Annotated in this window: 17 protein-coding genes and 3 pseudogenes; 14 read left to right on the top strand and 6 right to left on the bottom strand. The window is 59.7% G+C overall.

The window, feature by feature from the left end; genetic code table 11:
- Positions 1 to 21: 21 nt before the first annotated feature.
- On the bottom strand, positions 22 to 645 hold the full coding sequence (locus tag ACZ48V_RS09265; RefSeq protein ID WP_464538472.1) for a transposase: 624 nt from the start codon (positions 643 to 645) through the stop codon (positions 22 to 24).
- A 235-nt stretch (positions 646 to 880) separates the two neighbouring features.
- On the opposite strand from ACZ48V_RS09265, the pseudogene ACZ48V_RS09270 reads away from it, so the two are divergent.
- The 7 genes and pseudogenes from ACZ48V_RS09270 to ACZ48V_RS09300 form a co-directional block, all read left to right on the top strand.
- Positions 881 to 1,360: pseudogene (locus ACZ48V_RS09270) on the top strand (site-specific DNA-methyltransferase); the annotation flags it as partial.
- A 73-nt stretch (positions 1,361 to 1,433) separates the two neighbouring features.
- Positions 1,434 to 2,572: pseudogene (locus ACZ48V_RS09275) on the top strand (IS630 family transposase).
- 24 nt (positions 2,573 to 2,596) lie between these two features.
- Positions 2,597 to 3,544 (top strand): annotated as a pseudogene (locus ACZ48V_RS09280) (site-specific DNA-methyltransferase); the annotation flags it as partial.
- Positions 3,514 to 3,891: a hypothetical protein gene (locus ACZ48V_RS09285; RefSeq protein ID WP_464538473.1), complete on the top strand. Its 378-nt coding sequence runs from the start codon at positions 3,514 to 3,516 to the stop codon at positions 3,889 to 3,891. The pseudogene ACZ48V_RS09280 and the gene ACZ48V_RS09285, both read left to right, overlap by 31 nt.
- Positions 3,892 to 3,930: 39 nt before the next feature.
- Positions 3,931 to 6,591, top strand: coding sequence for a DEAD/DEAH box helicase (locus tag ACZ48V_RS09290; protein WP_464538474.1), 2,661 nt, complete (start codon positions 3,931 to 3,933; stop codon positions 6,589 to 6,591).
- Between the two features lie 439 nt (positions 6,592 to 7,030).
- Complete coding sequence (locus tag ACZ48V_RS09295) at positions 7,031 to 7,339, top strand: type II toxin-antitoxin system RelE/ParE family toxin (protein ID WP_464538475.1); 309 nt, start codon at positions 7,031 to 7,033, stop codon at positions 7,337 to 7,339.
- 6 nt (positions 7,340 to 7,345) lie between these two features.
- Positions 7,346 to 7,630 carry a helix-turn-helix domain-containing protein gene (locus ACZ48V_RS09300; protein ID WP_464538476.1) on the top strand — a complete coding sequence of 95 codons (285 nt, stop codon included), beginning with the start codon at positions 7,346 to 7,348 and terminating at the stop codon, positions 7,628 to 7,630.
- Between the two features lie 88 nt (positions 7,631 to 7,718).
- Here ACZ48V_RS09300 and thpR read toward each other — a convergent pair whose 3' ends face one another.
- Positions 7,719 to 8,264, bottom strand: coding sequence for an RNA 2',3'-cyclic phosphodiesterase (gene thpR, locus ACZ48V_RS09305; RefSeq protein ID WP_464538477.1), 546 nt, complete (start codon positions 8,262 to 8,264; stop codon positions 7,719 to 7,721).
- Positions 8,265 to 8,516: 252 nt separating this feature from the next.
- On the opposite strand from thpR, the gene ACZ48V_RS09310 reads away from it, so the two are divergent.
- Complete coding sequence (locus ACZ48V_RS09310; protein ID WP_464538478.1) at positions 8,517 to 8,993, top strand: putative molybdenum carrier protein; 477 nt, start codon at positions 8,517 to 8,519, stop codon at positions 8,991 to 8,993.
- A gap of 134 nt (positions 8,994 to 9,127) precedes the next feature.
- On the opposite strand, the gene ACZ48V_RS09315 is transcribed toward ACZ48V_RS09310, so the two are convergent.
- Positions 9,128 to 9,655, bottom strand: coding sequence for a hypothetical protein (locus ACZ48V_RS09315; RefSeq protein ID WP_464538479.1), 528 nt, complete (start codon positions 9,653 to 9,655; stop codon positions 9,128 to 9,130).
- 184 nt (positions 9,656 to 9,839) lie between these two features.
- Between ACZ48V_RS09315 and ACZ48V_RS09320 the strand changes: the two genes are divergently transcribed.
- Positions 9,840 to 10,157 carry a GNAT family N-acetyltransferase gene (locus ACZ48V_RS09320; RefSeq protein ID WP_464538480.1) on the top strand — a complete coding sequence of 106 codons (318 nt, stop codon included), beginning with the start codon at positions 9,840 to 9,842 and terminating at the stop codon, positions 10,155 to 10,157.
- A 35-nt stretch (positions 10,158 to 10,192) separates the two neighbouring features.
- Here ACZ48V_RS09320 and meaB read toward each other — a convergent pair whose 3' ends face one another.
- The 3 genes from meaB to ACZ48V_RS09335 all read right to left on the bottom strand — a co-directional run bounded on the left by meaB (position 10,193) and on the right by ACZ48V_RS09335 (position 14,050).
- Positions 10,193 to 11,269 carry a methylmalonyl Co-A mutase-associated GTPase MeaB gene (gene meaB, locus ACZ48V_RS09325; RefSeq protein ID WP_464538481.1) on the bottom strand — a complete coding sequence of 359 codons (1,077 nt, stop codon included), beginning with the start codon at positions 11,267 to 11,269 and terminating at the stop codon, positions 10,193 to 10,195.
- Positions 11,270 to 11,681: 412 nt separating this feature from the next.
- Positions 11,682 to 13,505 carry a methylmalonyl-CoA mutase family protein gene (locus tag ACZ48V_RS09330; protein ID WP_464538482.1) on the bottom strand — a complete coding sequence of 608 codons (1,824 nt, stop codon included), beginning with the start codon at positions 13,503 to 13,505 and terminating at the stop codon, positions 11,682 to 11,684.
- Positions 13,502 to 14,050: an RNA methyltransferase gene (locus ACZ48V_RS09335; RefSeq protein WP_464538483.1), complete on the bottom strand. Its 549-nt coding sequence runs from the start codon at positions 14,048 to 14,050 to the stop codon at positions 13,502 to 13,504. The genes ACZ48V_RS09330 and ACZ48V_RS09335 overlap by 4 nt, the downstream gene beginning before the upstream one ends.
- 346 nt (positions 14,051 to 14,396) lie before the next feature.
- Between ACZ48V_RS09335 and ACZ48V_RS09340 the strand changes: the two genes are divergently transcribed.
- The 5 genes from ACZ48V_RS09340 to ACZ48V_RS09360 all read left to right on the top strand — a co-directional run bounded on the left by ACZ48V_RS09340 (position 14,397) and on the right by ACZ48V_RS09360 (position 20,717).
- Positions 14,397 to 15,020 carry an LEA type 2 family protein gene (locus ACZ48V_RS09340; RefSeq protein ID WP_464538484.1) on the top strand — a complete coding sequence of 208 codons (624 nt, stop codon included), beginning with the start codon at positions 14,397 to 14,399 and terminating at the stop codon, positions 15,018 to 15,020.
- A 34-nt stretch (positions 15,021 to 15,054) separates the two neighbouring features.
- Positions 15,055 to 15,756: a (d)CMP kinase gene (gene cmk, locus ACZ48V_RS09345; protein WP_464538485.1), complete on the top strand. Its 702-nt coding sequence runs from the start codon at positions 15,055 to 15,057 to the stop codon at positions 15,754 to 15,756.
- 241 nt (positions 15,757 to 15,997) lie between these two features.
- On the top strand, positions 15,998 to 18,541 hold the full coding sequence (gene rpsA, locus ACZ48V_RS09350) for a 30S ribosomal protein S1 (protein ID WP_464538486.1): 2,544 nt from the start codon (positions 15,998 to 16,000) through the stop codon (positions 18,539 to 18,541).
- Between the two features lie 141 nt (positions 18,542 to 18,682).
- Positions 18,683 to 20,140, top strand: a complete 1,458-nt coding sequence (locus ACZ48V_RS09355) for an NAD-dependent malic enzyme (protein ID WP_464538487.1) — start codon at positions 18,683 to 18,685, stop codon at positions 20,138 to 20,140.
- Positions 20,141 to 20,174: 34 nt separating this feature from the next.
- Positions 20,175 to 20,717 (top strand): GIY-YIG nuclease family protein, encoded by a 543-nt coding sequence (locus ACZ48V_RS09360; RefSeq protein WP_464538488.1) that lies wholly within the window; start codon positions 20,175 to 20,177, stop codon positions 20,715 to 20,717.
- Positions 20,718 to 20,974: the final 257 nt, after the last annotated feature.

Genomic DNA, 20,974 nt, shown 5'->3' on the forward strand with positions numbered 1-20,974 from the left:
AGACCTGTCAGGTTTTTTTGGTTATAAACTGTCTTTATCCACCTTCGCCTCGAACGAAAGGTCGGTAAGCGCATCGGGCATGTCGGGATTTACACGATGCACCTGGCGAACGGCGTTGCGTCCACCGAAGTGCTCCAGCACGAATTCGCGCTCAAGGTGCGTGGGGGCATCGCTTTGAAGGGCAGCATACGAGGAGTGCGGCCATGTGCGAAAGTCGGCCACGAAGCCGTGGCGCGCTGGGTTTTGATGGATGTAGCAGACAAGCTGCTGGAAATAGCGGTCGCTGTCAACGGCGATGCGGTGAAACGCCCGTTCGAAGCGGCTGCCGGTGCGCCCGTAGGCCTTGTTGATGGCCTTGGCGTATCCATTGAAGAGGTTGGCAAAGGCCCGCGAGTAGCGATAAGAGGGAAGGGGCTCGGACGCGTGGGCCCCCTGCAGACTCGCCGATCGCATAGCAAACAACAGATGAAAATGGGTGGGCATCAGGCAGTAGGCGTACGTTTTGGCGACAGGCATAACATGGTGGGCGTACCGCTCCAGAAAGTAGCGGTAGTTGCGCGCTTCTCGAAAGATGTTGGCTCCGTTAATGCCCCGGTTGTAGACATGGTAGAACCGCCCGGGCTGTAGTGGCACCTGCGTGGACATGACGAAAGAGCGATCCTGGGTAATGTGATGTGTTGCCACGACAATTACCCCGCCCGGCAGCGTTCAGATCCAAGCAAGGCCGAATTCGCAGATTAGACCTGACAGGTTTTGGAAACCTGTCAGGTCTTTCGTTTCGAAAATCATGCATGGGCTCCCCAACGGGGTTGATACAGGCACAGGCACTCGCTATGTTACGTATCTCCACACATACAAATACCCCGCACATCCACCCGCTATGCCCGCGCTCAATTGGATTGGCAAAGACGCCGTTCGCAGTCATCATCAGGAGGTGCCGTTTCGGCTGCTGCGCGAGGACCCCGCCCGCGCGGTGGGCGACCCCGATGCCGATAACCTGCTCGTGCAGGGCGATAACCTGATTGCGCTGAAGGCGCTCCTGCCGTACTATGCCGGACAGGTGAAGTGCGTCTACATCGATCCGCCGTACAACACGGGCAACGAGGGCTGGGCCTACAACGACAACGTAAACAGCCCGCAGATGCGCCGCTGGCTTGGCGAAACCGTGGGCAAGGAGGCCGAAGACCTCTCGCGCCATGACAAGTGGCTCTGCATGATGTATCCACGCGTCATGCTCCTGCATGAACTGCTGGCCACCGACGGCTCGTTTTGGATGAGCATCGACGACAATGAGGTGCACCACGCCCGCGCTCTGCTGGATGAGATCTTTGGCAGCAGAAATTTCAAAGCTAGTGTACTGTCAGGCGTGAATCTGTGATCTCTGTTTAGTATATTGTTGAGAGTCGCTCTTTGAACGCTTGTCGCCCAATGCCATGCCCACCAAGAAATACCGAGTCGAACTCACTGAAGAGCAGCGGTCCCATCTCCTCGAACGCCTCGGGCGCGGGGAGCGTCCAGCAGCTGAGCAGGCGCGCGTTCGTGTTCTACTGAAGGTGGACGAAGGTCCAGACGGGCCGGCTTGGACAGACGGTCGCACGGCCGAAGCGCTGGAATTGGCCTCCAGCACGGTTGCGGGGATCCGGCAACGCTTCAGCGAGCGCGGCCTTACCGGCTGCGTTGAGCGAAAGTCCCCAGACCGCGAATACGACCGCAAGCTCGACGGGGAGCAGGAAGCAGAGCTGATCCGTCTGGCCTGTTCTGAAGCTCCCGACGGCCGCAGCCAGTGGAGCCTGCGCCTTCTGGCGGACCGGATGGTTGAACTGAACGTCGTGGAAGACCTGTCCCACGAAACGGTCCGACAAACGCTAAAAAAAACCAGCTCAAGCCTCACCAGAACCAGCAATGGGTGATCCCACCGGAGCAAAACGCAAACTTCGTGGCGAAGATGGAAGACGTGCTTTCCGTCTACAAGCGCCCCTACGACCCGGAAAGGCCGGTGGTCTGCATGGACGAGATGCCGCGCCAGTTGATCAAAGAGGTCCGGAAGCCGCTCCCGATGGAATCCGGCAAGCCGAAGCGCCACGACTACCACTACGAGCGAAATGGAGTGGTGAACCTGTTTATGTTCTTTGAACCGCTGGCAGGGTGGCGCACGGTGATGATTCGAGAACGGCGGACCAAAATAGACTGGGCCCACTGCATGAAACGCCTCCTCGAACAGCACTACCCTGATGTCGACCGAGTTGTCTTGGTCATGGACAATTTGAACACGCATGGCTTATCGAGCTTCTATGAGGCGTTTCCTCCAGAAGAGGCTCGCTCGTTAGCCTAGCAACTCGAAATTCACTACACGCCGGAGCACGGAAGTTGGCTGAACATGGCGGAGATCGAAAACAGCGCAATGGCCCGACAGTGCCTCTCGCGCCGCATTCCGGAAAAGAAAGCCATGAAGGAAGAAGCATTGGCTTGGTCAAAGCGACGCAACGAAAACGGCACGATGGCAAACTGGCACTTCCGGACCGAAGATGCACGCATCAAACTACGACGACTTTACCCACACATTGACGGCTGACACTACACTAGTGTTGTCTGGCAAAAGAGAACATCTCCAGATTCAAGATTGAATCTTGGTCCGGCTCACGACTATTTATTGGTTTACGCAAAAGATGCTAAGAGTTTGAACTTAAATCGTCTTAGCCTTAGTGGTGAGAGAGCAAGTGCATATACAAATCCTGATAACGACCCCAGGGGGAGATGGGCATCGGTAGACATGACCGGCCAAACAGGACACGCAACTGAGAATCAGTTCTATGAGATCGAGACTCCTAGTGGAGAAGTATATGCTCCACCTGAAGGTCGCTGTTGGGCTTATGCTGAAGAAACGTTTAAGAAATTGATAGAAGAAGGGCGCGTATGGTTTGGAGAAGATGGAAGTAACCGCCCTCGCTTTAAAAAATACCTTTCAGAAGCGGACGGAATGACAGCGTGGACTTGGTGGCCGCATGAGTCAGCGGGGCATAATCAGTCAGCGAAGAAAGAGCTGAATGCTATAATCGATAACCCCGACGAATTTGATACCACACCCAAGCCCACCCGTCTCATTGAACGCATTCTGGAAATTGCGACCGATCCGGGCGATCTGGTGCTGGATAGCTTTGCAGGATCCGGCACGACCGGGCACGCCGTCCTCAAGAAAAACGCCGCCGATGGCTACGACCGCCGGTTCATTCTGGTGGAACTGGAAGAAGACGTCGCCGAGAACGTCACCCTGCAGCGCCTCAAGCGAGCCACCGAGGGCTACGCCTACGAAGGCACCGAAAAGACCACGCTCATGGAGCGCTCGATTGGCGTACGCGATCTGAAAAAAGGGCCGAGATCTACGAAGAAAGCGAAGCCATCAAACAGAAGCATGACGACGACTTCGATAAAATCCGCTGCTCGATGGATGACGGCGTGTTCACGCTTACCGGCGAAACGAACGTCACCGACCGCAAAGAGGGCCCCGGCAGCGGGATGCGCTACGCCACGCTGGGTCCGGTTCTGATGGACGCCAACGGCACGGTCCGCCGCGACGTAGCGTACGACGATCTGGCGCGGCATATCCACTACGCCGAAACCGGTGCCCCGCTTCCTTCTGATGCTGACATGAATCCACCGCTTGTAAGCCAGCACGACGGCATGGCCATCTACCTGCTGTACAACGGCGTACTGGGCGATGCGCGTCCCGAAGGCGGCAACGTGCTCACCCGCAGCGTGCTGAACGACCTGCCCACAAACGGCACATCCGGCCCCAAAATCGTGTACGGCGTGGCCTGTCGGGTCAGCGAAACCGCCTGCAACCAACACGGCGTCATCTTTCGGCAGATCCCGTATGACGTCCGTGCCGCATAGCCTGCACCTCGCCGCCCCACCTCCGCATCCCCCCAGCCCATGTTTCAGCTTAAAGACTACCAGCAGCAAGCCCTTACCGATCTGCGCGACTACTTTCGCCTCGTCAACGATCTCGATGACGCTGACGGTGCGTACTACAAGATCACCGGGCGTACGCTGAACAAGCGCGTGCCGTACCAGCCGGTGCCCGGTTTTGAGGGGATGCCGTACGTGTGCATCCGCATTCCAACAGGCGGTGGCAAAACGTACGTGGCCGCGCACGCTGTGGGCACCGCCACCAACGATCTGCTCGGGGCCGACCGGTCGGTGGTGCTCTGGCTCGTCCCTACGAGCACGATTCTGGAGCAGACCATCGAGGCCTTACAGACGCCAGGGCATCCGTACCGCCGTGCGCTGGAGCAGCACGCTCCGTCGGTGCGCGTAATGAGCGTATCGGATGCGCTGGAAGTCAACCGCGCCACCCTCGACACGGCCACCACCGTCATCGTGGCGACGATGCAATCCTTTCGGATCACGGAAACTGAAGGGCGCAAAGTGTATGAGGATGCAGGCGCGCTCATGGATCACTTTAGCGATCTTGCGCCCGAGCAAACGCATCATCTGGAGGCGTTCGACGACGGCACGCCGAAGCGCTCGCTGGCCAACGTGCTTCGGCTGCGGCATCCGATTGTGATTGTGGACGAAGCCCACAATGCGCGCACACCGCTTTCATTTGAGACGTTGCGCCGCTTTGCGCCGTCGTGCATCATCGAGTTCACCGCCACGCCCGACCTGGACGAACGCCCCAGCAACGTGCTTACGAGCGTGTCGGCAGCCGAACTCAAGGCCGAGGATATGATCAAGCTGCCCATTGAGCTTACAGTGAAGCAGCCGTGGAAGGAACTGCTGGGCATCGCCATTGAGCAGCGCGATCACCTGGAGTCCGTCGCCGAGGAAGAACGCAACGCCACCGGCGAGTACATCCGGCCCATCATGCTCATCAAAGCCGAATCGGCCCGAGGTAGCGATCCACTGACGCCCGACGTGGTGGCCAATGCGCTGCGCGAAGACTTCCAGATTCCCGATGAGCAGATCGCCATCGAGTACAAGAGCCACAACGATCTGGAAGGCGTCGACCTTTCGGATCCCTCATGCCCCATCCGATACGCCATCACTGTGCAGAAGCTGGGCGAGGGGTGGGACTGCCCGTTTGCCTATGTGCTTTGTTCGGTGGCGGCCATGCGGTCGAATCAGGCTATCGAACAGATCGTGGGCCGCGTGCTCCGGATGCCCAACGTAACGCGCAAACAGCACGAGGCGCTCAACAAAGCATACGCGTTCGGCGCAAACGACGAGTTTTCAGAGGCGCTGACCAGCGTGCGCGATGTGCTTGTGCAGAATGGATTTGAGCGTCAGGAAGCCGACACGCTCGTCCGGAAAAGTCTACGTCGGCAGCAGGACCCCGACCGCGGCTACGGGCCGCTTTTCGACGACCAGCAGGATGCCGGGCGCGCTGCGCCAACTGCAAACGTCACCATCACCTACAACAAAGCGCCCGACCTGAACGCCCTCCCGGACGAGCCCGAGGGCGCGGTTGACGTGGATGCAGATGCGCAGACGCTCACGTATCAGGGGCCGCTCAACGAAACCGATCGCCAGATGCTGAACACCTGCTTTGAGGGCGATGCCGAGGCGCAGGATCAGGTGGATAAAGCGTATGTCGCTGTACAAGAAGAGCAAGGCCAGCGCCCGGTGCCGCCCGTGGAGCGGGAGGCAGAGCCCTTCACCGTGCCCCAACTCGCGATTGAGGATAACGGCACGCTCGACGTGTTCGAGAAAACGCATATCCTGGACCGTCCGTGGTCGCTCTCCGACTTCACACCGAAGCTGCCCAACTACGAACCGACGCGTCCCGAAGGCCAGCGCGGCACCATCGACACCGACGACGAAGGAAAAATCCGTATCGCCTCGATGGGGCCGATCCAGCGACAGTTGGCGCTCCTTGATGACAACAGCGACTGGACGGTAGCGAACCTCGTGGCCTGGCTCGACCGCTCGATTCCGCACCAGGACATCACGCCCCAAGACGCTACGACGTACCTTGAGCGGCTCATTCAGCGTCACCTTATCGAAGAGCAGGGCTACGAACTCAATGCACTGATCCGCGACAAATACCGCTTGAAACGCGCTGTAGAGAGTCGGATCCACACGCACCGCAACGACGCCCACAAGCAATCCTTTCAGACACTTCTTTACGGCAACGGCAGTGCGCCCAAAGTGACGGTGTCGCCAGAGATTGTCTTTCAGTACCAGGACGAATACGTCTATCGCGCGCTCTACGACGGGCCGTACACGTTCCACAAGCATTACTATGGCCCCGACACGGTGGGCGACATGAACGGCGAGGAGGCACAATGTGCTTCGTTTTTAGATAGTCATATCGCGATGAAGCACTGGGTTCGCAACCCCGTGCAGAATCCTCGTCATTCATTCTGGCTCCAGACCTCTACCGACAAGTTCTATCCGGACTTTGTGTGTGAACTTCGCGACGGTCGCACACTGGTTGTCGAGTACAAAGGCAAAGATCGTAAAGAGCACCCTGACACCACCGAAAAAGAGAACGTCGGCCAGGTCTGGGCCGAACGCTCCGGCGGCGACTGCCTGTTCGTTATCGCCCGCGACAATGACTACGAGCCGATTCGGGCGGTGGTGGAGGGGTGATACCAACTCCGAACGCTTCGTTGGTGTACGGAGGTATAGACGTGTGGACGGTTGGAGGAGTCCAACGTTCATCCTTCGATCCATAATGTCCGTCCACACCGACACGATGCCGAAGGCCGACTGACGACGTACATCAGGTGCCTCGTAGAGAAGCAATACCACCATGCTGCAACCGGATCTGGTAGGAGAAAGGTAGTGCTGCGTCACAGATGATTCATAGGGTAACGCATGGACTCCATATTTTAGTCATCCCGGACAAGGCGCCCCTGGCGCCGCTGATCCGGGATCTTTTGTGGCCTTCCATGCCAATCATTCGCGTGATCTACCCAACCATTGACCTGTGGCAAAGCAGTAGACATGTGAAGTAAACGTGGAACGGAGGTACGCCAATGGCGTAGGGGTTCAATGATTTGTTGCTGATGTCTCCGCACTTTACGCTATGGTATTTGTCGAGTCCTCTGTATTCCAGCGACAGCGCAAGAAGCATCTTTCCGATGCACAATACAGAGAACTTCAGAACCAGATACTTGAGCGCCCGAGTCAGGGAGCGCTGATCCGAGGCAGCGGGGGGCTTCGGAAAATACGGCTGGCAAGACCAGGAACAGGAAAGAGTGGAGGGTTTCGTATCATTTACTACCATGCTGTTTCCGATGAGCGGATCTATCTGCTTGATCTGTACGCCAAGAGTGACCAAGCGAGTTTGTCGCCGGAACAGTTGAAACGCATCAAGACCCGTCTAACCGAGTGATTCATCATGGATACGGACCGATTTGAGAACCTCCTCGCCAGCGTGAATGAAATGAAAGCGCACATGCAAGGCGACGACACCGAGATGCGCGTCTCGTTTGTAGATGAGCCCGATCCGCGTGTAATTCGCGACCGGATGGGGCTGTCGCAGAAAGACTTTGCGTATGTGCTTGGCGTGAGCGTAAAGACACTGCAGAACTGGGAGCAGGGGCGGCGTGAGCCAAACGGGGCCGCTATGAAACTCCTCCAGATCGCCGAGCAGCGTCCAGAGATCTTGCTTGAACTGGCGTGATAGCCCGCGACAATAGATAGCGACGTAGACCTGACAGGCCGCCGAGACCGGCCAGGTCGTTTGATTGGGCGTCGGGCTGGGCTCCCGGTCACGAGTGCATGAGCGGGACGGTGAGCTGTTCGTTGTAGGTGGTTCCGTCTTCGGTCTGGATGCTTTCGTAGAGATGCACTGCGGGGGCGGTGTGCGACGGTAGCGCGGCGGCCTGGCGCGTGTGCTTCGTGCGGTATCGGTGGACGGCCTCGGCGTCGGCGTCGCGCAGGCGGGCAAGCGTGACGTGCGGACGAAACTTCTGGTGCTCGGTCGGTACGCCAACGGCCGAGAGCGCACGCCGAACGGCGCTGTGGCACGTCATCAGCGAGTCGGTACGGTCTACGCCGATCGTGAGCACACGGGGCGCATGCCGACGCGGGAGCACGTCGAGTCCGTACGGGTGCAGCACAGCCGGGGGAGCCTCAATCGAGGCGAGGGCGTCCTTGTAGCGCGAAAGATCGCTCCGGTCTACCGCGCCGATGAACTGTAGCGTAACGTGCCACTGGTCGGAGACGACCCAGCGCGCGTCGACATCGGGGATGCTCTCGGGCAGATCCAGGCGCCAGTGGTCGGTCGGTACGTTGAGGGCAACAAACAACCTCATAGGCGGATGCGGTGTTTGACGGGTAGATATACGAAGATATACAATCCATTCACGAGACAGGACATGCGCTCGTGGAGCGTCTTCCGTACAACGTCACGTCATACCCGTCAGGTGCGTTCCCCCTGAGGCACCATCCGCCGTGTAACGTGTTTATTGCGCGGATGCGGAGCGTATGCAAGAACGCATGAGCGAATCACGCACTCGATTGGCTCTGTTTCAGTGCCCAACACTCTATCTGCAGGTGGTGAACCCATGACGATCAAGAAAATCGTGTCGGGCGGACAGACGGGCGTAGACCGGGCGGCGCTGGATGCTGCGCTGGAGGCGGGCGTTCCGGTAGGGGGCTGGTGCCCGCGGGGGCGCCGCGCCGAGGACGGCCCGATTCCCGCACGCTATCCACTCACCGAAACGCCCTCGCACGAGTATGCCCAGCGCACGGCATGGAACGTGCGCGACAGCGACGGCACGCTCATCGTGCACAGAGGGGCGGTGGAGGGGGGCACCGCTCTCACGCAGCAGGTAGCCGAGCAGCAGCGGAAGCCCTGTCGGGTGGTACAGCTGGGGAATGCGAACGGGCGTGCCGCTGTAGCGAGCTGGATCACGACACGCCACATTCGGACGCTCAACGTGGCGGGGCCCCGTGCCAGCGAGGCGCCAGGCATCTACGGGATGGCCCGGTTGCTCATCGGGGCGCTTCTCACAAACAGCGCGAGAGGCACGCTCGGTTAAATCCGTTATTGCAAAAAGAGGTGTTTTTGCTTTCGGAGGTATAGGGCCTCAGACGCAAGGCAGAAACGTACCGCCTGAAAGCAGATCTACGCATCCCCCTGAACCGCCATCTGAAATTCTGAAATACAGAGAGGCTACGGGCATATCGCGTATAGTTCACCGCTCAGCGTGTCGGGATAGGCTGCGTCGGGACCGGCGGGGGCGAAGCGCCCGGTAGCGCGTAGCGTATCGCCGTGGATGGAAAGCAGCGGCGCCTCAGGGCCACCGTACAGGGCATTCCAGCCACCAAGTCCGTAAACATGCTCAGCGACGTGGGCCATGCGTTCGGTATCGCCATCGCGCAGGGCCACGCGAATCCGCTGAATGAGGCTACCACGCAGGCGGGAGCGGGTGACCTCGACATCGAGCGTTGCGCCGGGGGCCTGCTGGGTGGCGTGCAGCGTAGCGGTGGTGTCGTCGACCTCACCCGACAGGTCGCAAGCCGTTATATCAAGGGCAAAGGTGTCGCGATCCAGAACGAGCGAGGCATAGGCCGAGTCAGCTGGCAGCCCATGGACGGGCGCGGGAGACGGCGGGGCAGGAAGCATGTGGGGAAGCGCAACGAAAAGCAGCGGCAGGATGGCAGCGAGCGTAGCGAGCAGGCGCGTAAGTGAGAGACGCATAGAAGGCAACGGGAAAAGATGGCTGGGCGTGGTATTGTACGGGCGCATTATGCGAAGGAAAGCGGCCATCTGCTAAACGACAGAAATACACGGCACGGCTGAACCTCCCTCTTGCAGACGGAGTAGGGCATATTCGCATCACTGTACTTCCTTTTTTTGATACGCACGATAGATACAGACTGCCATGGCTGATTCAACATCGAACTCGATCGATCTCGGTGCGATGTCAATAGAGCACAACGCGAATCAGCAACGGTTCGTGTCGGTGCTGGACGAGGAGGGCCGCGAGGCGGTGGTGACCTACCGCTTGATGGACGGCAAGATGGGCATTACGCATACGGGGGTGCCGCCGCGCTATCGACGTCAGGGTATCGCTGGGCGCATGGTAGAGCGTGCGCTGCAGCACGCGCGCTCAAACGACCTTACGGTGGTGCCGTACTGCTCGTATGTGGCGCATTACATCAACGAGCACCCCGAGCATAAGTCGCTGCTTAAGAAGTAGAACCGGCTGGGGAGATGGTATGACGTAGACCGATGTTATGACGTAGACCGGTAGGCATCAATCAGCATCTGTGCAGCCGCATAAGCACTTTGTGCGCCGGAAGCCACATCCGACTCCAAGTTGTCGAGGGCCGACTGCACCTTTGGGTCGGCGTAGAAGTCCTGCCGAAGGGCGTGGTCGATGGTTTCGCGGAGCCAGTGGCGCGTCTGCCGGGCGCGCTGCTTTTCGAAGGCGCCGGCGTCGCGTAGATGGTCAACGTACTCGGTGATGGCCTGCCACACGGCGTCGATGCCCTGCTGGCGGAGTGCGGAGCAGGTAGCTACGGGGGGCGTCCAGTTTGTAGCGCGTTCGGGAAGCAGCTGCAGCGCCTGACGCAGGGTGCGGCGGGTTTCGTTGAGGGCGGCCTCGGGACTGGTGTCGGCTTTGTTGATGACGATGACATCGGCCATCTCCATGATGCCGCGCTTGATGCCCTGGAGCTCGTCGCCGGTGTTGGCCAGAGCGAGTAGCAGGAAGACGTCGACCATCGACCGCACGGCGGTTTCGGACTGCCCGACGCCCACGGTTTCTACGATGACGTGGGTGTAGCCGGCGGCCTCGCAGAGGAGGATGGTTTCGCGGGTGGTGCGCGCCACGCCGCCCAGGGAGCCGCCGGTAGGCGAGGGGCGGATGAACGCCTGGTCGTGCGTAGCAAGATTAGGCATGCGCGTCTTATCGCCGAGAATGCTTCCGCGGCTGCGCTCGCTGCTCGGGTCTACGGTGAGCACCGCAAGCCGGTGGCCCTGGTCAACGAGGTGGAGTCCGAGCGCTTCGATGAAGGTGCTCTTGCCTACGCCGGGGATGCCGGTTACGCCCACCCGCACGGTGTTGGCGGTGGCGGGTGTACAGGCGTCGAGCACGGCATGGGCCTGTTCGCGGTCGGCCGGGCGGGTGCTCTCGATGAGCGTGATGGCGCGTCCCAGCATCACGCGGTCGCCGTTGCGAATGCCCTGCAGGTAGTCGCGGGTTGAAAACCGTTTGGTGCGCTGCGTCTGGCGCTTCAGGTTTGGGTTGAGCGATGATACCGGACCGGATGCCCGGTGCTCAGAGAGCGCAGAGTCGGAGTCAGACATAGGCAGTTGGTCAGGCCGTCGGTTGAGCCGTTGATTGGTGCAAGCAGAGTGCTCGGTAGGTACGCCTGCCGGTTAGCTTGGGCGGCGGGGCGTGGTCGAGCAGGAGGCCGAGCAGCATGAAAGGGCAAGATGAAAGAGCAAGATGAAAGGGCATAGTCGCCATCCCAGACGGGGGCTATACCGACAGCAGGCCCAAACGTGCCTTGTGCTGTGCGGGAGCGCCTGCGGTGGTGGTGCTCACGTGAATACCACCTTCCATTAAGCTGCTACCGCTACATCTTTCGCCAATCCCGCGTAGAGTACGGGCAGGGTGTAGGTATTCGCTTGCAGGTCTTAGAACCTGTTTTGATTTCTTAATTTGGGCTCCGAGCGGCGCTCGCTCTCGCCTGCAAACCAAAACCCAAACAGGCTCTTAGCGGGCCCGTTTCACCAGCGCATCGGTGAGCGACGTGAGACGCTGCAGCGTTGGGGCCCGGCGGTGAAGCAGGAGGTCAACGGCTCCGTCGTCGGGGAGTGCGTGTGGCGGGGCGGCGGCCAGCATAACGGCGTCGAGGCGGCCGGTGGGAGCCTGCTGCAAGAGATCGGCGAGGGTGTCGTCGTCGGCGCACCAGACCACGGCATCGGGCGCATGCTCCTCGACCGCTGCGAGGGCCTCGCCGACCGTGTCGTAGCCAAGCGGCTCGATAAGCGCCACGCCGAGACAGCCGACGATGTTGCGGGCGAAGGTGGCGCGCGCGCTCCGCATGGAGGGCGTTCCAACGGGGCAGACCAGCACGCGTGGGCGTTCGTCGAGCTGTTGGATGCGCAGGCGCAGTGCGTCGTACGGGTCGGAGCGGCGCAGCAGGCAGGCCCACTCGGGCGGGTCGATGCCAAAGACCCGGCTGGCATCGGCAGAGGAGCTGTCTTCGGGAGGCGCAACCGGGGCATCCGGGTCCGGGTAGTGGTTTGTGCCCACAAGTACGTCGCGGCGGTGGGCGATGCGCTCGCGCCGCGTGTTTCGCGCCTGACGAGCGGCGTCGGCGAGGGCTCCGGTGGCGGCCCACTGGGTGAGTCCCCCCTGCTCCTCGATCGACTGGAAGCGAGACCAGGCAGCGTGGGCAAGGCGGTCGGTGGCGTGTTCGAGGTAGTATGCGCCGGCAGCCGGATCGGCGACACGGTGCAGGTGCGCTTCGTGCTTCAGGATAAGCTGCGTGTTGCGCGCCAGCCGATCGGCATTCGCGGTCTCGTTGTGGTCGTCGCGCCGGAAAGGCGCTACAACGAGCTGGTTGGCACCGCCGATGACGGCTGCAGCGCCCTGTGTGGCAGCGCGAAGCAGGTTCGCATGCGGGTCGAAGAGGGTGTGCGAGCGTGACGAGGTTTCGGCGTACAGCTGCACCTGGGCGGGAGCGAGCGACGCGTCGGCATCGTGGAGGTCGGCGTAGGCGGCGAAAACCTGAGGGAGGAGCAGGCGGAGCGCCCGCAGCTTGGCGATCTCCAGGAAGTAGGAGGTGTCGACTTGCACAAGCACGCGCGGCGTCTGGTCGAGTGCGGCTGCGCCCCGCTGGGCGAGCGCTTCCGACGCACTGGCAAGCGCCAGTGCCAGCTCATCGACGAGGGGAAGGCCGGCCCGGTGGGGCAGGCGGGCATCCACGACGAGCGGGCCGGGCCCCGGGCCCGGTGCGTGATAGTCGGTGTAGGCAGAGGCGGCAGCGGGCGACCAGCTCGCAAAGGCCTTCTGCATGGGTGGATCTACGTAGAGAAGGGGCGCAAGGCCTTCGGCGCGGAGTTGGGCTGCCAGGGCCAGCGCCGAGGGGCCGCCATCGAGATACAGCGCGGCACCGTTAGCGTCTGCCGCAGCAAGGCCGTCGCGAAGGGACGACAGGAGGGGGGCGTGCGCATCCCCCTGAATCGCCCCCTGAACAGCCTGCGGCGAAGCGTGCGCGACGATACGCTCTGCGCCGCCGTCCAACGCCTTCTCGATGCGTTCGAGCAGGTTGGGCGCATCCAGCGGAAGCCGCTGAGCGATGGTCCAGTCGTTGGAAGCAGTGCGAAGCCGGTCGCTGTGAGCAGACCGGTCCACGTGCGGAAGCGGTTCCGTGGAAGCGCGTCGGTAGAACGCGCGCAGGTCGATGCCTTCGAGAGGCTGCCAGGTAAGCTGATCCTCAAAGTCATTCCCAAGATCGCTACGCAGCTGGTCGAGCCACGCGGCGTCGGGGGTAGGCGGGAAGTCGAACGTGAGTGGGGAAGCGTCGGTCATGCCGGGGTAGGGGAGGCGAGTGAGCGGTAGCGGCGGACGAGGTCGTAGATGGCGATGCCGTAGGCGACCGCCACGTTGAGCGACTGCTTGGCTCCGTACTGCGGCAGCTCCAGCGCCAGGTCGCAGCAGGCGAGCAGGTCGGGGTCTACGCCGTGCACTTCGTTGCCAAGAACAAGCGCGAGCGGGAAATCGGGTGCGCCCATCGAAGCAGGGGGCTGCGAGGCATCGGTCAGCTCCAGCGCAGCGAGGGTATACCCGTCGGACTGCAAGCGCCGGACGAGGGCGTTTCCGTCGTCGTGGTGCGACCACGGCACCAGATCCTGCGCGCCGAGTGCCGTTTTCTGCATGTCTTTGTGGGCCGGGGTGCCCGTGTAGCCCGTCAGGTACAGGTGCTCGATGCGAGCGGCATCGCTGGTACGGAAGATAGAGCCGACGTTGTAGATAGAGCGCAGGTTGTGTGCGATCACGACGACCGGATGGCGGGGCAGGGATTCGAGTTCGCCCGGGGCCGGGCGGTCGATTTCATCCCAAGCAAGTTTGCGCATATCGTCGAAATCTTACACATTGAGGCAGGAGAGGACGAACCCGTGACCGGTGTGGGTACGCTGGCGGACACTGTACGCCCGATGGTCGGTATAGTATAGCTGGTATAGCATAGAAGGTGGTACAGTAGCATAGGTGGTGTGACAACGACTACACCAAGACTATACCAGCGGGCTCCGTAAAACAGCGTGGCAAAACAGCGTGTAGTGAAAGTAGCATATGGCACAGCATGGGGCACAGTGTCACATTGCCATTGTGCATATATACGTTATGCACATACTGTACATCCACCTACGCAGGCCCTGATTCGTCCGTTTCGTATTCTTTTTCTTCAGATTGTTCTTGACCATGCGTTCGTTATTTGTGGATACGCGGCTCCGTGCCCTTGTGGGTGCGCTGTTGCTGGTAATAATGGCCACGACGCTTACGGCGTGCCAGACCCTGCGCGAGGTGGCCCAGTTGCGCAACGTTGACTTTCGGCTCGACCGCGTGACCGACGCGCGCCTGGCGGGCATCGACCTGAACCGGGTGCAGAGCGTTGACGACCTGGGTCCCGTGCAGCTGCTAAACCTGGGGAACGCGGTGCGCCGGGGCGAACTGCCGCTCTCCTTTGCAGTCGTGATCGAGGGTACGAACCCGGATGATAACTCTGTAAGTGCGCGTCTTACCGAGCTCGACTGGACGCTTTTCCTGAACGATCGGGAGACCATCGCCGGGGCGTTTCAGGAAGAGACGGTGCTTCAGCCTGGCGTGCCAACCGATATCCGGTTTCCGGTAGAACTGAACCTGATCGACTTCTTCGATGGGGGCGTTAGCGACCTTGTGGGGCTGGCGCTGTCGGTGGCGGGTGAGGGGCCGCCTACGAACGTGCGGTTTACCGCCGACCCCACGATTCGCACTCCGTTGGGACCGATGCGCTACGGCGAGCCGATCACCATCGTGCACAGCGATGTGGGACGCACGGCCCGATAAGCACACTGTAATCCGTTATTGCAAAAAACTGTATATGATTGTCACTATTGATGGGCCTGCTGGCGCCGGAAAGAGCAGCACAGCCAAGGAAGTTGCCGAGCGTCTTGATTTTCGCTACTTGGATACCGGGGCGTTGTACCGGGCTGTTGCGCTTGTTTTTGTAGAGGCCGGGGCGTCTCCTACCAACGAGAACGCGGACGCGCTGCTGAGCGACTGCTCTATCGACCTGCGTTTTAGTGCGTCGGACACCCTGCGCGTGCTGATTGGCGACCGCGACGTAAGCGATGCTATCCGCACCTCGCGCGTGGGAGACATGGCCAGCCAGGTGGCGGCGCTTGCGGCGGTGCGCGCGGCGCTCCTTCCGCTGCAGCGCGATATCGCGACGCGGTGGAGCCGCAGCCGAGGCGGAGTTGTGGCGGATGGCCGAGACACGGGTACGGTGGTGTTTCCGGGAGCCGACCTCAAAATCTACATGCATGCAAGTCTCGAAGAACGAGCGCGGCGCCGGATGCAAGAATATGAGGAACAGCAGACGTCAGCTTCGTTCGAAGACGTGCGTGAAGAGATCCGCGCCCGCGACGAGAAAGACCGCACGCGCGACCTGGCTCCGCTACGACGCCCCGACGACGCTGTCGTGCTGGATACGACGTCACTTTCATTCGAAGAACAGGTGGAAGCGATTGAAGCGCTGATTGAGCGCACAAAAGCGGGAACGGACGTCTCCGCATCCCATTAGACCGTTTTCCGGACGCACATGGCGAAATGCCCTGCGAAGCACCTCTATAATGTGTTTTGACGATATTATAGGGTGTTTGGGAGATGTCAGCGATTCGCCTGCGGCCGGCACACCCTTATTCGTAATTTTTCACCGTGTTGGCCCGCTGACCCAGCTCACACCCGCTTTATGTGCCGAAGTGCCCCCGAATAAGTACGGGCTGCAGTATCGTAAAGCAATTACTCCTCGTTTCCCAACCTATATGGCCGAACAAGAAAAGCAAGCACCATCCCAAGAAGCCCCCGAGTCCCAAGAAGCTGTTGAGGAAGCCGTTGAAGCCGAAGAGGAAAAAGCGGTAGCCGAAACGGCTGCTGCCGATCCGACATCGGCTGACGCCCTTCCCGATGCTGCCGATGAACCCGTATCTTCTGCCGAAGCGGATACCGCTGAAGCAGAAGATGATGACGAAGGTGCGGACGAAGAAGCCGTTGCCGAAGAAGTTGAAGAACGGGATCCTCCTCCGGAACACGTTGACCGCCTGTTGGCGGAAGCGGTAAAGTCAGCCGGAGATGAGATCGGCATGCCGACCAGCGACGATTTTGACTTTGATGCGACACAGGTCGATGCCCCCGGGCTGACCATGTCGCTCGACGAGTTGGAGCGGACCGAGGAAAACCAGGGCTTTACCGGACAGGTTGTTGGGCGCACGATATCGCTCGACGAACTTGAAGAGTACGAGCGTTCGCAAACGGCCGACCCGGTGTATGACCAGTTCCGAGAGCTGGTTGATCGCACCAGTATTGATGTGCGTGAGCAAGACATCGTGCAGGGGCGTGTGCTGAAGGTCACGGAAGATCATGTCGTGATCGATATCGGCTACAAGAGCGACGGTATCGTGTCGCGCGACGAGTTTGGCAAGTCGATTCAGCGCGGCGACACCGTTGAGGTCTACCTCGACCACAAAGAAGACCGCGAAGGTCAGCTGGTGCTCTCGAAAGAGAAAGCCGACAAGGTACGCCGCTGGCAGCGCATTGAGGAGATCTATGAGAACGAAGAGATCATCGAGGGTACGATCATCAGCCGCATTAAGGGCGGTATGATCGTGGAGCTCTTCGATGGACTCGAAGCGTTCCTTCCTGGTTCGCAGATCGATGTGCGTCCGGTACGCGACTTCGATGCGTATCTGGAGAAGCGGATGGAGTTCAAGATTGTGAAGCTCAATCCGTCGAACGAGAACATCGTGGTCTCGCACCGCGAACTGATTCAGGAAGAGCTCGAAGAGCAGCGCCAGCAGATTTTGTCGCAGCTCGAAGTGGGACAGGTCCTGCAGGGTACCGTGAAGAACATCGTCGACTTCGGGGTCTTCATCGACCTTGGCGGCGTTGACGGACTCCTCCACATCACCGATCTCTCATGGGGGCGCGTGTCGCACCCAAGTGAGGTAGTTGAGCTTGATCAGGAAATTCAGGTTGTTGTCCTCGACTACGAAGAAGAGCGCCAGCGCATCTCGCTGGGTCTGAAGCAGCTTCAGCCACATCCGTGGGACAACATTGGCGAGAAGTACGACGAAGGCGAAACGGTCGAAGGCAAGGTCGTCTCGATCACTAACTACGGCGCCTTTGTAGAGCTGGAGAAAGGCATTGAGGGGCTGGTCCACATTAGCGAAATGTCGTGGACACGCCACATCAACCATCCCAGCCAGATGGTCTCGCTCGGGCAGCTTGTTGAGGTTAAGATCCTCAACATTGACGAGGAGGATAAGAAAATCTCCCTCGGTATGAAGCAGCTGGAGCCCGACCCATGGGACGGCATCAGCGATCGCTACCCGGCCGGAACGGTGCTCACCGGTACCGTACGCAACATCACCAACTTCGGCGTTTTCGTCGAAATTGAGCCGGGCATCGACGGGCTGGTCCACATCAGCGACCTGTCGTGGACGAAGAAGGTCCGCCATCCGGGCGATATGGTCAAGAAGGGCCAGGACATGGATGTGCAGATCCTAAACATTGACGAAGACCGCCGCCGCATCTCGCTTGGACACAAGCAGGTGAAGACGAATCCGTGGGATCAGTTTGAAAGCGCCTACGATGAAGGCACCGACACGGAGGGCGAAGTCGTTCGCGTGGAAGACAAAGGCCTCGTGGTCGAACTGCCGCTCGACGTGGAAGCGTTCGTGCCAGGCAGCGAGCTCAAGAACGGCCCGCGCGACTTCCAGAACCATTACTTTGAAGGCGACGAGCTTGAGCTGCGCGTCATCCGGTTCGACAAGAGCCGCAAAGACATCGTGCTCAGCGAAACGGCCAAGGAGCGCCAAGAGCGCCAGGCCGAGAAGCGTCGCGAGCGCCAAGAAGAGCGCCGCGAGAAGCAAGAGCGCCGTCAAGCTGTCGACCAGTACACCGAGAAGACCGAGACGTCCTCGTCGGGCGGAAGCGACGATCCGACATCCGGACCGACTACGTTGGGCGAACTCAGTGGCCTGGGCGATCTGAAGCGCGAGATGCAGGCTGCCGAACAGGCTGCGGCTCGCGAAGCTGAGATCGCAGAAGAAGTGGAGGCTGCTTCGGAAGATGAAGACGCCGCCGAAGCGCCCGAAGAGGCCCCTGAAGAAGCGCACGAAGACGAAGAAGCATTCGACGAAGAAGCTGGATTTCCGGCTGACTTCCCGCATGCGGAGCGTCTGAAGTCGTCTGGCGTAAACTCGCTGGCTGAGCTGCGTGACTACGATGACTTCGAAGAAATCGATGGCATCGGTCCCGCGTACGCCGAAGACCTCGAAGATGCGCTCGACGAGATCGACAACGCATAGCGCATTACGTAGAACACCAAACAGTAGGGGGCAGCTTCCTGTGGGAGCTGCCCCTTTCTGTTGTGTCCTGCTGAAGAAGATACTTCTTGTCCTGTTATAATGCGGTACATCCGCTATCCCACCTTATAACTTTTTTATTTTATGCACGCAGAAGAACATACGCCGACCGCCAGTAACTCGATTACGGCACGGATTGCCCTTGAGAATAAGCCGGGTATGTTGGCTGAGGTGACCTCAGCAATCGGAGCCAACGGAGGCAACATCGGGGCGATCGATATTGTGCGCGCCCGTGAAACCGTGCTCGTGCGTGACATCACGATCAACACGCGAAGCGACGACCATGCACGCCAGATCATCGTCCATCTTGAGTCGATCAAAGGCGTGCGTGTCGTTGACGTATCCGACCGGACTTTCCTTTTGCATCTCGGGGGGAAGATTGAAGTAAGCAGCAAAGTGCCGCTGCGCACACGCGACCAGCTCTCGATGGCATACACGCCGGGCGTTGCTCGCGTATGCAGCGCGATCCACGACAAACCCGACGATGCGCACCGCCTTACGATCAAGAGCAACACAGTTGCTGTTGTGTCGGACGGCACGGCTGTGTTGGGATTGGGGAATATCGGTCCAGAGGCGGCTATCCCCGTCATGGAAGGGAAGGCGCAGCTTTTGAAGGAGTTCGCAGGTGTTAACGGCTTTCCCATCTGCCTCGATACGATCGACGTCGACGAGATCGTTGAAACAGTGGTACGCATGGCACCAGTCTTCGGGGCGATTAACTTGGAAGACATTGGCGCTCCCCGCTGCTTCGAGATTGAAGATCGCCTCCGAGAGCGGCTTGACATTCCCGTATTTCACGACGATCAGCATGGAACAGCGGTTGTAGCGGTGGCTGCACTGATCAACGCACTCAAGATCGTCGACAAAACGCCTGAGTCGCTGAAAGTGGTGCTTGTCGGTACCGGCGCAGCCGGCACGGCGGTCACGCATATGCTGCAGAACATGGGCATCGAGAACATCATCGGTGTCGATCGCCAGGGCGCGGTCACGCGTGACCGTACCGACCTGAATCCGGCGAAGCGTGCATACGCTGCCCAGACGAATCCCCACAATATTTCAGGGCCGCTGGAAGAGGTAATGAAAGACGCGGATGTCTTCATTGGACTATCTGGTCCCAACGTGATCGACGTAGACGACCTGCACCGGATGGCCGACGACCCAATTGTGTTTGCGATGGCAAACCCGGAGCCGGAGATTCGCCCCGAGAAGGCTTACCCGCATGTGGCGGTGATGGCAACCGGGCGAAGCGACTACCCGAACCAGATCAACAATGTGCTGTGTTTTCCGGGGATGTTTAAGGGTGCGCTGGAGTGCCGGGCAACCGACATCACCGATAATATGAAGTTGGCAGCGGCCTATGCTATAGCGAACACGATCAAGGAAGAGAGCCTTACAGCCGACTATATCGTTCCGAGTGTGTTTGACAGCACCGTGGTTGACCGTGTAGCTACAGCCGTGTACGAGGCCGCGCAGAAAGATGGTGTGGCGCGTACACGTGAGATGATCTCTGAAAAGGAACTGGAAGTAATGTCCAAAAAGTAAGCGCGCCGCCTGCAGAAAGCCCACCTTGTGTTCCATGCCAGAGACCAGCTTGCGAGACAACGCTGATTCACACGATGTAACCTCGCGGGACGCTGCGTCATCGCTTCGGGACGAGCAGGGGACGTACGTTCTCTGTCTTACGATCGAGCACAAAAAGCGGGTTCAGGTGGGAGCGAAGGGCGATGTGCTGCTTCACCGAGGGTCTTATCTCTATGTAGGCAGTGCCTTTGGACCGGGGGGAGTGGCAGCCCGGGTACGACGCCATGCCCGCACCGACCATGGGCTTCACTGGCATATTGACTACATACGCAAAGCCTGTTGTCTGCAGGGCGTATGGGTGAGCTATACGGATACGAAGCGCGAGTGCCAGTGGGCGCGTGCATTGCTGGCCACCGACAGTGCGTCTGTTCCTGAGAAAGGGCTGGGAAGCTCCGACTGCGAATGCCGTGCGCACTTTATACGGTGGGGGAAAGAGGAGAAAGCGTGCTTGTGGCCAGCTCGCAAGCAGATTGAGTCCACGCTGCTGGGAACGGCCCCTGACGAGTCAATTGAGTGGGTTGAAGCAGCGGCTGCTTGATATCCGTTATTGCAATGTAATTTATGTTTTTCCGAGAGCTGATTCGTGCATCACCCACACAATTGAGATACACAAATCAGCTATCAGTCTATCAGAGGTGCACTCTTCTGAGAGCTCATGAGAGCACCTTGTAGGTCTTTCATATTTGGAGAAGGAGCAGGCTACAGGAGACACATCTACCGATCAGCAATGCGGCTCTTAAAAAAGATGTCTGCTACCGCAAAAGTCAAGATACTCCGCACCAGGGTAGAAGCGAA

The organism is Longimonas haloalkaliphila (genome assembly GCF_055379825.1).

What these genes read in the sequence shown, in the direction of transcription:
- ACZ48V_RS09285 (WP_464538473.1), top strand. Translation starts at nt 3,514, where the DNA reads ATGCGCTACGCCACGCTGGGTCCGGTTCTGATGGACGCCAACGGCACG.
- ACZ48V_RS09330 (WP_464538482.1), bottom strand. Translation starts at nt 13,505, where the DNA reads ATGACCGACGCTTCCCCACTCACGTTCGACTTCCCGCCTACCCCCGAC.
- meaB (WP_464538481.1), bottom strand. Translation starts at nt 11,269, where the DNA reads ATGTCTGACTCCGACTCTGCGCTCTCTGAGCACCGGGCATCCGGTCCG.
- ACZ48V_RS09290 (WP_464538474.1), top strand. Translation starts at nt 3,931, where the DNA reads ATGTTTCAGCTTAAAGACTACCAGCAGCAAGCCCTTACCGATCTGCGC.
- rpsA (WP_464538486.1), top strand. Translation starts at nt 15,998, where the DNA reads ATGGCCGAACAAGAAAAGCAAGCACCATCCCAAGAAGCCCCCGAGTCC.
- ACZ48V_RS09340 (WP_464538484.1), top strand. Translation starts at nt 14,397, where the DNA reads ATGCGTTCGTTATTTGTGGATACGCGGCTCCGTGCCCTTGTGGGTGCG.
- ACZ48V_RS09265 (WP_464538472.1), bottom strand. Translation starts at nt 645, where the DNA reads ATGTCCACGCAGGTGCCACTACAGCCCGGGCGGTTCTACCATGTCTAC.
- cmk (WP_464538485.1), top strand. Translation starts at nt 15,055, where the DNA reads ATGATTGTCACTATTGATGGGCCTGCTGGCGCCGGAAAGAGCAGCACA.
- thpR (WP_464538477.1), bottom strand. Translation starts at nt 8,264, where the DNA reads ATGAGGTTGTTTGTTGCCCTCAACGTACCGACCGACCACTGGCGCCTG.
- ACZ48V_RS09320 (WP_464538480.1), top strand. Translation starts at nt 9,840, where the DNA reads ATGGCTGATTCAACATCGAACTCGATCGATCTCGGTGCGATGTCAATA.
- ACZ48V_RS09360 (WP_464538488.1), top strand. Translation starts at nt 20,175, where the DNA reads ATGCCAGAGACCAGCTTGCGAGACAACGCTGATTCACACGATGTAACC.
- ACZ48V_RS09310 (WP_464538478.1), top strand. Translation starts at nt 8,517, where the DNA reads ATGACGATCAAGAAAATCGTGTCGGGCGGACAGACGGGCGTAGACCGG.
- ACZ48V_RS09335 (WP_464538483.1), bottom strand. Translation starts at nt 14,050, where the DNA reads ATGCGCAAACTTGCTTGGGATGAAATCGACCGCCCGGCCCCGGGCGAA.
- ACZ48V_RS09300 (WP_464538476.1), top strand. Translation starts at nt 7,346, where the DNA reads ATGGATACGGACCGATTTGAGAACCTCCTCGCCAGCGTGAATGAAATG.
- ACZ48V_RS09295 (WP_464538475.1), top strand. Translation starts at nt 7,031, where the DNA reads ATGGTATTTGTCGAGTCCTCTGTATTCCAGCGACAGCGCAAGAAGCAT.
- ACZ48V_RS09355 (WP_464538487.1), top strand. Translation starts at nt 18,683, where the DNA reads ATGCACGCAGAAGAACATACGCCGACCGCCAGTAACTCGATTACGGCA.
- ACZ48V_RS09315 (WP_464538479.1), bottom strand. Translation starts at nt 9,655, where the DNA reads ATGCGTCTCTCACTTACGCGCCTGCTCGCTACGCTCGCTGCCATCCTG.